The following is a 2,317-nucleotide window of genomic DNA, read 5'->3' on the forward strand; positions in this document are numbered from 1 at the left end:
ACGTCTTCGAATCCGCTACGAGATACGCGCCGACCTCCACCTCAGTCTCCTCCAACTCGCCTGCAGCATCATCTGCTTACGACGACTCCGAATCTTATTCTGAAACGATCAGTAAAGAGTTGAGCGTAGAGGCCTTGCTCAACAGCCCTGGGGCTCCGCCCGTTCCGCAGCCACCTTCACGTCACCCGATCAGTGGCCAAACTGAAAAGGCTCCGTGGTCGCCGCATCATGCACAAGGAAGTCAGGAGCAGTGAGCCCTTTTCAACCTGACCGTGTGGCTGTGGTGTTGGTCGGTGCGGGGTGTACGGAATAGACGGGTCCTCGACCAAGATCATCCGTGTCCGCCAGGAGCTTCGCGTGCTTGTCCACCCGTCCTCGATCGATCTGTCCAGCCGCACCCTGCGGCATCTGACGGAGCGGCTCGCGGTCCGGTAACGGGAGGTCGGTACGCGGTGGCGACGCCTGTCCGCCGGCCGTCAGGCCCTGCTCGCCCTGGCCCACCCGCGGTGCGGCGACACCTACGCCCAGCTCGCCGCCGGCTTCGGAATCGGCATAGCGACCGTCTACCGGTACGTCCGCGAGGCCATGGAGGTCCTGACCGCTCGCGCACCGACCCTGGCCCCGGCGATGGAGAAGGCCCGGACGAAAGCGTTCGTGATCCTGGACGGCACGCTGTTGCCGATCGACCGGATCGCCGCCGACACCAAACCCCCCACTACTCGGGAAAACACAAGCGGCACGGCATGAACGTGCAGGTCCTCACCGACCCGTTCGGCCGACTGCTCTGGGCGTCACCAGCCCTGCCCGGAGCCACTCACGACCTGACCGCGACCCGAAGCCATGGCATCGTCGACGCGCGTGCCGCCGCGGGCCTGAAGTGCTGGGCGGACAAGGCCTACCAAGGCGCCGGCAAGCACATCCGAGTCCCCTTCCGGGGACGCCGGCTCAAGCGCTGGAAGCGACGGCACAACAGCAGTCACGCCAAGATCCGCTGCGTCGGCGAGCAGGCCATGGCCGTCCTGAAGGGTTGGCGCCTCCTTCGGAAGCTCCGCTGCAGCACCAACCGGATCACCGACATCGTGAAGGCAGTCCTCGTCCTCCACCACGCCTCAACATGAGGTTGGAAAGGCTCAGTGGCCGACAGATCAAAACCAAGGAACCAGGGCCAATCGTAACGCGGGTCAGGCCACCGTCCGAAGAGGCACCTGCACATCCTCACAGTCATAACGAGTGGCGATGCCGCGGAAGCCCTTGAGCCGGTTGAAGTAGCGTTCGACGATGTTGCGTCGGTGGTAGATCTGCCGGTCGAATGCCGGACGCTCTCCATCCTGTCCGGATCGGCCTCCGGACAAGCCCGTGACCAGCCCGGACACGGGGAGCCTGTCCGGGACAGTCAGATGCCGTTGATCTGCGCTATCAAGCTCGGCAGTCTCTGTGGTGGCCGACGACGGGGCACTGCAACGCTCGTCCGTCTCAGATAGAGAACGAAATGGTCCAGGAAAGATCGCGCTTAGCCACCGCCGAAATGGCGCTTCCGCACGAATCTCGACTGGTGGCTGAGCACCGTTCGGTGCTTCCCAGCTCCGCACATGAAGGGGCACCACACAGAGCGGTTCACATCGATGAAGCGAGGAGAAACACATGCGTGCACGTGTACTACTCACTGGCATAGCGCTGCTTGCCACCATGCTGGCAGGTGGCGCCGCGACCGCACAGGCAGCGAGCGCAACGCCCGTCCAAACCAACACCACGGCGACAGTGCCTGGAAGCTGGAGGTACATTGGTACCGGCAGCGAGTCTTGGTGCTATGCGATGGTGGCCTCCTACGCTGGCCCCGCCTACTGCACCCCCGGCAGCAGCGGCAAGTACCGGCTCTACGTGTGGGTCGAGTAAACGCCCCTTCGATGCGGCCGGATCACGCAGCATCGGTCTCATCGTGAGCGGGTTCTAACACGACCGAGAATCACGGTTACGAGCCGGGTTCGGCGCTCCCATCTGCCGGGAGTGCCGGACCCGGAGGTCGTGTGTCTGTTGATGTTTCCCCATGATCTTGAACACGTTGCTGTTACGCCGCGAGGGCTTGGTCTTGTCGGTAGCGCAGGCGTGTCTCGTGGGGTGTGAGGTAGCCCCAGTGGGTGTGCTTGCGTAGGCGGTGTCTGTTGTAGAAGGTTTCGATGAAGTCGAAGATGTCGGCGCGGGCGGTGACCCGGTCGGGCCAGAAGCGGGTGCCGATCTCCTCTTTGAGTACGGCCCAGAAGCTCTCCGCGGCGGCGTTGTCGAAGCAGCTCCCGGTCCGGCCCATGCTCTGCCGGTGTTC

General features: G+C 63.8%; 1 protein-coding gene and 2 pseudogenes. 1 reads left to right on the top strand and 2 read right to left on the bottom strand.

Annotated elements, in window-relative coordinates; all coding sequences use genetic code 11:
* Positions 1 to 357: 357 nt before the first annotated feature.
* Positions 358 to 1,118, top strand: a pseudogene (locus ACWFQ8_RS33440) (transposase family protein).
* A 102-nt stretch (positions 1,119 to 1,220) separates the two neighbouring features.
* Here ACWFQ8_RS33440 and ACWFQ8_RS33445 read toward each other — a convergent pair.
* Both ACWFQ8_RS33445 and ACWFQ8_RS33450 read right to left on the bottom strand, forming a co-directional pair.
* Positions 1,221 to 1,325: pseudogene (locus ACWFQ8_RS33445) on the bottom strand (IS5/IS1182 family transposase); the annotation flags it as partial.
* Positions 1,326 to 2,065: 740 nt separating this feature from the next.
* A partial coding sequence (locus tag ACWFQ8_RS33450) for an integrase core domain-containing protein (RefSeq protein WP_453790030.1) occupies positions 2,066 to 2,317 on the bottom strand: 252 nt, incomplete at its 5' end.

Source organism: Streptomyces sp. NPDC055254 (genome assembly GCF_053606025.1).